This window comes from Cupriavidus sp. IK-TO18, from assembly GCF_015549295.1.
Classification (GTDB): Bacteria; Pseudomonadota; Gammaproteobacteria; order Burkholderiales; family Burkholderiaceae; genus Cupriavidus; species Cupriavidus oxalaticus_A.
The window spans coordinates 20,769-27,835 of the sequence record NZ_JADGMP010000058.1 but is presented as its reverse complement, the minus strand read 5'-3'; the positions used below and the strand labels follow the sequence as shown (position 1 = coordinate 27,835).

Here is a 7,067-nt window from a genome sequence, read left to right as displayed (position 1 = left end):
GCTCTTATTGTGCAAAACCCCTCGACAGCGTGTGCTGCGAGGGGTTTTTGCTTTGGCGGCTTCGAGTTTATTGCTATCGCGGGCAATGTCACTAACAGCAACCACATTGGCACAACCCATGCCATAAACTTGGCATTCCCCGCCGCGCCAACCAAAACCATGCTAGCAACCCTGCGCAAAACCACCGACGCACTGTTCGATACAAACCGTCGCTTTCGGCAAGCCAGGCTGTTCCACGCCACGCGCGTCGCGCTGGCACTGCTGGCGTCAATTGCCCTGACCACCGGCATCGACATCCCCCACGGTGAGTGGGCCACCATCACCGTACTGGTTGTCATCGGCGGGCTCCAGCACCACGGTAATATCCGCCGTCGCGCCGCGGAACGCGGGATCGGCACCTTGATCGGGGCACTTATCGGCCTGGCGCTGATCGTGCAGCAATCGTTCTTTGGCTGGCCGTTGCTGACCTATGCGCTGCTGGCGCTGATCTGCGGTTATTGCGCCTACCATGCCATCGGCCAGGGCGGCTATATCGCGCTGCTGGCGGCGATTACCGTGGTGATTACCGCCGGCCATGGCGAACAGAATATCGCCGACGCGTTCTGGCGCACCGCCGATGTGTTTATCGGTACCGCGATCGCACTCGTGTTTTCCTTCGCGTTGCCCGCCTATGCCTCATATTCATGGCGCATCAGGCTGGCCGGGCTGTTGCGCGCCAGCATGGCGGCTCATACGCGGATGCAGCATGGCTTTGCCGATGCCGCCGAGCTGCGCACCGCAATGATCGAACTGGGCGCGAAGCTGATTCCGCTGCGCGGGCTGATCCCCTCGGTGGCCAAGGAGACCGGCGTGCCTGCCGCCGAGTTCGAGGAAATCCAGCATGGCGCGCGCGTCTGTATCAGCGCGCTGGAACTGATGGCCACCATCGAGCATGAGGGCGGCTTGCGCGAGGGCGACGATCCCGGCATCGATGCTACCTTGCTGTCCCTGGCAGACGCACTGGAGACCGGCAAGGCGCCATTGCCGATGCCATCGCCGCGAGCCGCCGTGGTGGAAGCGGAGCCAGGGCCGCTGCCGATCATGGCGCGGCAGCTGGCCGGCGAGCTGGCCAGCCTGCGTGCCAGGCTTGACCGGCTCAGCAGGCAATATGGATTTCCGTACGCCGCACGCGTGTAGTCTTCATCAGCGCGGCTTGCTGGCCTGCTGGTCGACCTGCGCGCGCAGCCGCTCTTCCTGCTCGCGCAGTTCGGGGGTGAACTCCGCCCCGAAATCATCGGCTTCGAACACCTGGCGGATCTCGATCTCGGACTCGCCCTCCATGGGATTGGGGCAGCGCTTGACCCATGCGATGGCCTCGTCCATGGACTCGACCTGCCACAGCCAGAATCCCGCGATGAGTTCATTGGTCTGCGCGAACGGGCCGTCGGTCACGGTCCGCTCCTTGCCGGAGAAGCGCACACGCTTGCCCCTGGCGCTCGGATGCAGGCCCTCGCCGGCGAGCATGATGCCAGCCTTGACCAACTCTTCGTTGAAGTTGCCCATTGCTGCCAGCAATTCTGTGCCCGGCATCTTGCCGGCTTCGGAATCGCTCGTTGCCTTGACGATCACCATGACGCGCATTGTCTTCCTCCTTGAAGGGCTGGGCGCCGCCACACCGGCAGCAGGAGCAAGTCAGCATAGGTGAAATTCACACCACCTTCAAATGACGCCAGGGACCCATGGGAAGGCCCCCACATCACCGCGCGATCAGCTTGAGGCCCGCGGGCAACGCTTCGCCGAATACCCGTCCCTCATCCGCGGCATTGAGCTCGACGACTTCGCGGACCATGGCGATCCAGCTTTGCGGCGCGTTGGCGGCTTCGAGCCGGCGCACCACATTGGCCCGGGTCTCGTCAGGCAGGTCGCGGGTGCGATCGCCGGTCATGCGCGCGATCTGCACCGCGGCGAACGCGGCGGGCTCGACCTTCTTCCAGTCGAGCGCGAGGATGTTGTCGATCCATTGCGTGGCGATCTCTGCCGGCACCACGCTGTGCGCGCTGCCATAGAACGGCATGCGCGCGCCGATGCGGCCCACCGCCCACCAGGCCAGGTTGTTTTCCGATGGCTTGCGCAGCCGCGTCAGCAGCCAGCCGGCCAGCTCGATCTTGGTGTCGGCCGACAGGCGTTCCAGCGATCCGGCGAGGCGGACCATGTCGGGATAACCGCCGCGCGTGGGACCGGCAGGCTTCTTGTAGTGTCCGCTGCCCGGCGGCTGCAGGTAGAACGCCATGTCCTCGAACAAGCGCAGCTGCGCGCTTTCATCGAGGCCACCGGCCGCGCGCCGCCACAGCGTCCACCATTCCGACCAGTTCTGGGTCTCGTTGACGTACTGGATGCCCTGGTCGTACTGCGACCAGAGCTGCTCGACGCGCCATTCGTCCAGCGGATAGCCGAAGCCCGGCCGCACGCAATAGCCGGCCAGGTTCAGCCACAGGCGCTCATGGTCGGCGGTGCGGCGGCGGCGTTTGGCGCGCTCCCAGAACGCGCCGAACAGCTCGCGCAGCAGGGCGCTGTCCCATTGCTCGCGCGCGCCCAGCACCTGCTCCAGCTGCGCGCGCAGCCGCTTGACCTCCTTGGGGCCGACGTCCTGCGAACGGGCGCCGAAGGTGCGGTCGATTGCCTCGATGGCTTGCGGCAGCGCCGGATGCGCCGTTGCGGCCGCGGGCGCTTCCGCCGGGGCATCGTTGCCGCGCAGCTGGAATTCCAGCCGCCAGCGTTGCGAGTCGTTGGCGATGTCGATGCAGTGGACTTCGAGCGTGCCCACCTCGGTCAGCGATGTGCGGATCTGCACCGGCGTCTCGCGCGGACCGCGGGCGCCGCGTGCAGGAACGACGGTGGCGATCGGCGGCAGGCGCACGAAGTCGCCCGCGGACAGGTCGACCAGCTCGCCTGGCTGGTAGACGGTGTCGGCGACCGACGAGACCAGGTGGAATTGCACCGGGTGCCCGACCCGCAGCGCAAAGGTACGGTCGCTGAGGTGCACCTCATGGCCTTCCTCGGTGCCCTTGGGCAGCAGGCAGATGCCTTGCTGGCCGGTCGCGCTGTCGTCGAGCACAAGGAAGTAGCTGCGCGGCGAGCCGCCGCCGATGCGCGGTGCCTGGCCGCTGCGGGCCCTTGCATAGGCGACCGCGCCGCGTGCCACCGCGATGTCGGGATCGGCGTTGTGCAGCACGTGCAGCGGCGTACCGCGCCACGCGCCCAGCGTCTCGGCGATGCGGCCCGCCAGCGCTTCGGCGCGGAACACGCCGCCGTTCAGCAGCAGCGTGTCGGGAACGGGCAGGGCATCGGCCTGCGCGGGCGGCGCTTCCAGCGCCATGCGCGACTGCGCGGCGTGCTGCGACAGGAAGCCGGCGACGTGCCGCGTCACGGCCGGGTCGGACGCATAAGGCAGGCCGAACTCGACGATGGCGCCCCGCGCGCGACCGGGCCTCTCAGAGGAGGCAACCTTGGGAAAGAAACCGTCGACAACGAGTTGCTCGACTTCCTGCCGCGTCACTTCAACCGACCGTGCGCCGCCGACCAGCTTCGAGCCGGCACCGAGCAGCGTGACCGTGGCGGCGTCCGGAGCCTGCGCGCTGAGCAACTGTTCCTTGGCCGCGCGGCTGCGGGCCACCAGCTGCGACAGGCTGGAGGCCGACAGCCTCTGGTCCGCGCCGAGGCGTGCTTCGACCAGGTGCGCCAGCGCCAGGTCCATGTTGTCGCCGCCGAGCATCAGGTGGTTGCCCACGCCAATACGCGTCAACTGCGGCTGCCCGTCCTGCATTTCCACGCGAATCAGCGTAAGGTCGGTGGTTCCGCCACCGACGTCGCAGATCAGCACCAGGCGTGTCTGCGCGAGGTCGGTATCCAGCGTCTGGCGATGATGGAAGAGCCAGTCGTACAACGCGGCCTGCGGCTCTTCAAGCAGCCGCAGTGCGGGCAGGCCGGCCAGGCGCGCGGCCTCGAGCGTCAGCGCGCGCGCGCCTTCGTCGAACGAGGCGGGCACGGTAAGCACCACGTCCTGCTGCTCGAGCGGCGCGTCGGGAAAACGGTGGTTCCAGGCCGCGGCGACGTAGCCCAGGTAGCTCGCGCTGGCGACCACCGGCGAGATCTTGTCGGCATCGTCGGGGCCGCCCCACGGCAGGATGGGCGCGGTGCGGTCGACCGACGCATGCGACAGCCAGCTCTTGGCGCTGGCGACGAGCCGGCCGGGTACCTGTGCCCCCAGCGTTGTCGCCAGCCGCCCGAACACGGTCCGGCGCGCGGCGGCGCTGGCGGCGGTCTGCCAGGGCAGTTGCAGGTCATCGCCGCTGAGCTCGCCCGGCGCCGCGTGGTAGCGCACCGACGGCAGCAGCGGGCGCGCCGCGACTTCGCCGGGGCTGACCAGCTGGTCGATATCGAAGACGCGGATATCGTCCGACGCGGCCTTCGCGTAGGCGACAACCGTGTTGCTGGTGCCCAGGTCGATGCCGACGACGTACTGCTGCGCCGGCGCGGGCACTGCCTCAGGCATCGGCGCTGCCGCGCACGTCGAACTCGACCTTCCAGCGCTCGCCGTTGCCGCGTGGCACGGCTTCCAGCTCCAGCGTGCCGGCCTCGGTCACGCGCGCATGCAGCCTGACCGGCACCACTTCACCGGCGGTGCGGCCTTCGGCGGGCAGGGTCGCCTGGATTTCCTCCAGTTCCTGCAGTTCTTCCGGACCCCAGAAGTCGAGCAGGGTGCCGACCTGGTCCTGCCGGCGCACCGATGAGCCGAAGAAGCGGAAATGCACCGGCTCGCCCACCACCAGGCCGAATTCCTGCGGCGGCAGCGCGGCATCGGTGCCTTCTTCCATGCCGAACGGTGCCACGCACAGCGCCTGGATCGGCGGCTCGAAGCCGGGCACGGCCGGCATCGACGATTCCACCGCGACATAGTAGGAACGCGCGGTGCCGCCACGGATGCGCACGCCCTTGCCGCGCCGCACGTAGCCGTAGTAGGCCGCGCCGCGTGCCACGGCCAGGTCCAGTTCGGCGCCGCCCAGCAGCCGTGCGGGTGCCGCGCCTTCGCCGGCAAGCCAGCCGTTGAGGGTCTGCAGGATGCGCTCGACCAGCAGCTCCGACTTGAACACGCCGCCGTTGAACAGCACCGCGGTCGGATGCAGGAAGGTCGCGCCTTCGGGCTGCGCGCCCTGGAAGCCTTCCAGTTCGGCCAGCGCCGCCACCTGGCGGCCCAGGAACGCGGCCAGGTGGCGCGTGATGGCCGCGTCCTGCGCGTAAGGCAGGCCAAGCTGCGTCAGGCCGGCGCGCGCGCGGCTGACCGGGCGGGCCGAGGCGTCGACCTGCGGGAAGAAGCCTTCCAGGATGGTCTGCGTCAGCTCCGCGCGGGTCAGGTCGGTGCGGATCGAGCCGCCGATCAGCTTCGAGCCGCGGCTCGGCACGACCAGCGGCACGGTATCGGTGGTGGGGTCGGTCAGCAGCGTTTCCTTGGCCGCGCGGCAGGCGTAGGTCAGCGCGCGCAGCTGCCACGGGTCGGCCTGCGTGCCTTGCGCGGCCAGCTTGCGCGCCACCACGTGGGCCAGCGCCAGGTCCATGTTATCGCCGCCGAGCAGGATATGGTCGCCCACGGCAACGCGGTGCAGCTCAAGGTTGCCGTCGCGCTCGACCACCGCGATCAGCGACAGGTCGGTGGTGCCGCCGCCGACGTCGACCACCAGGATGATGTCGCCGACCTTGACCTGCTTGCGCCACTGGCCGCCGCTTTTCTGGATCCAGCTGTACAGCGCGGCCTGCGGTTCTTCCAGCAGGGTCATGCGCGCATAGCCGGCCGCGGCTGCCGCTTCTGCGGTCAGTTCGCGCGCGGCGGGGTCGAACGATGCGGGGATCGTGACGGTGATGTCCTGCTCGCCGAACGGCGCGTCGGGATGGGCCTGGTCCCAGGCCTCGCGCAGGTGGTTCAGGTAGCGCACCGACGCCTCCAGCGGCGACACGCGCGACACTTCCGGCGGCGCGTCCGCCGGCAGGATCTGCGCGCGGCGGTCTACGCCGGGGTGGCACAGCCAGCTTTTCGCGCTCGACACCAGCCGGATCGGCGTGGCCGCGCCGCGGGTGCGCGCCATTTCGCCCACGGCGAAGTCGCGCTCGGCGGTCCACGGCAGCGCCAGGTCGCCGGGCGACAACTCGCTCGCGTGCGGCAGGTACAGGAAGGAGGGCAGCAGGTCCAGGTCTTCGACGGCGCCCGGCGCGGTCAGCTGCGTGATGGCCTGGACTTCCTGGCTGGTCTTCTCGCCATCGCTGGCGGCCAGGTCGACGTAGGACAGCGCGCTGTGGGTGGTGCCCAGGTCGATGCCGATGGCGTAGCGGGCTTCGCTCATAGCTCGACCTCGGCCGGGGCGATCACGGTGGCGTCATGGCGCTCGGCCACGCGCGGCAGGCGCACTTCGTCGACCTTCCAGCCGCGGTGGCTGATGCTGCCGTGGAACGGCGCGCTGCCGACCACGTTGCCGGTCAGGCGGATGGCGGTGGCGTCAAAGCCGTCGGCCACCGTCACGCGGCTGCCTTCGGCTTCCTCGCGCACCGGGCGGATGGTGAAGTGCTCGCGCAGCACCGCGCGGCAGCCGTCGTGCACCAGGCGGGCGGCGGCGCCGATTTCGGTGTCGGAATAGCGGGCGATGTCTTCCTCGACGAAGTCGACGAAGCGGGCGTCGCGCTGCAGCAGGCCCAGCAGCTGCAGTGCCGCCACCGGGCTGGCTTCCTTCAGCGTGGGGGCCTCGGGTGCCGCTGCCGGGACCGGTGCGGCGACGGGGGCCGGTGCTGCCGGCGCGGCGCTCTCGCCGTTGCGCAGCCGCTTGATGCCGGCCGCGAGCTGGCCGTCGCCGAGGATGGCGAAGAAGGTGCCCACGGCAAGCGAAACCCTGCCGAAGAAAGATAGGTTCGAGTCAGTCATGAAAAAGCTCCCGTGGCCCGTCGGGGCCACCCAGACCGGGATTTTGCCCTAACAAGTGTGTCAGCCGGCCAGTTTGCGGCGAAACGGCCACGGTTGCTTCCCATGCGCCGCCCGGAGCACGCCG

At 69.1% G+C, this 7,067-nt stretch carries 5 protein-coding genes; 1 reads left to right on the top strand and 4 read right to left on the bottom strand.

From position 1 onward, the window contains the following. Window positions 1-159: 159 nt before the first annotated feature. Window positions 160-1,176: an FUSC family protein gene (locus IPF36_RS33360; RefSeq protein ID WP_135705118.1), complete on the top strand. Its 1,017-nt coding sequence runs from the start codon at window positions 160-162 to the stop codon at window positions 1,174-1,176. Window positions 1,177-1,182: 6 nt separating this feature from the next. On the opposite strand, the gene IPF36_RS33355 is transcribed toward IPF36_RS33360, so the two are convergent. From IPF36_RS33355 to IPF36_RS33340, 4 genes are all read right to left on the bottom strand, one after another. After that, window positions 1,183-1,620 (bottom strand): YciI family protein, encoded by a 438-nt coding sequence (locus tag IPF36_RS33355; protein WP_195432235.1) that lies wholly within the window; start codon window positions 1,618-1,620, stop codon window positions 1,183-1,185. A gap of 115 nt (window positions 1,621-1,735) precedes the next feature. Next, on the bottom strand, window positions 1,736-4,531 hold the full coding sequence (locus tag IPF36_RS33350) for an Hsp70 family protein (RefSeq protein ID WP_195432233.1): 2,796 nt from the start codon (window positions 4,529-4,531) through the stop codon (window positions 1,736-1,738). After that, a complete protein-coding gene (locus tag IPF36_RS33345; protein WP_133097381.1) occupies window positions 4,524-6,371 on the bottom strand; it encodes an Hsp70 family protein in 1,848 nt (615 codons plus the stop codon). The genes IPF36_RS33350 and IPF36_RS33345 overlap by 8 nt, the downstream gene beginning before the upstream one ends. Continuing rightward, entirely contained in the window at window positions 6,368-6,943 is a 576-nt protein-coding gene (locus IPF36_RS33340) for a DUF2760 domain-containing protein (protein ID WP_133097380.1), read from the bottom strand. Before IPF36_RS33340 ends, IPF36_RS33345 begins: the two co-directional genes overlap by 4 nt. Between the last annotated feature and the right edge of the window lie 124 nt (window positions 6,944-7,067).

Excerpts from the sequence above, each read along its gene's own strand:
- IPF36_RS33350 (WP_195432233.1), bottom strand. The coding sequence starts at position 4,531 with ATGCCTGAGGCAGTGCCCGCGCCGGCGCAGCAGTACGTCGTCGGCATC.
- IPF36_RS33345 (WP_133097381.1), bottom strand. The coding sequence starts at position 6,371 with ATGAGCGAAGCCCGCTACGCCATCGGCATCGACCTGGGCACCACCCAC.
- IPF36_RS33340 (WP_133097380.1), bottom strand. The coding sequence starts at position 6,943 with ATGACTGACTCGAACCTATCTTTCTTCGGCAGGGTTTCGCTTGCCGTG.
- IPF36_RS33355 (WP_195432235.1), bottom strand. The coding sequence starts at position 1,620 with ATGCGCGTCATGGTGATCGTCAAGGCAACGAGCGATTCCGAAGCCGGC.
- IPF36_RS33360 (WP_135705118.1), top strand. The coding sequence starts at position 160 with ATGCTAGCAACCCTGCGCAAAACCACCGACGCACTGTTCGATACAAAC.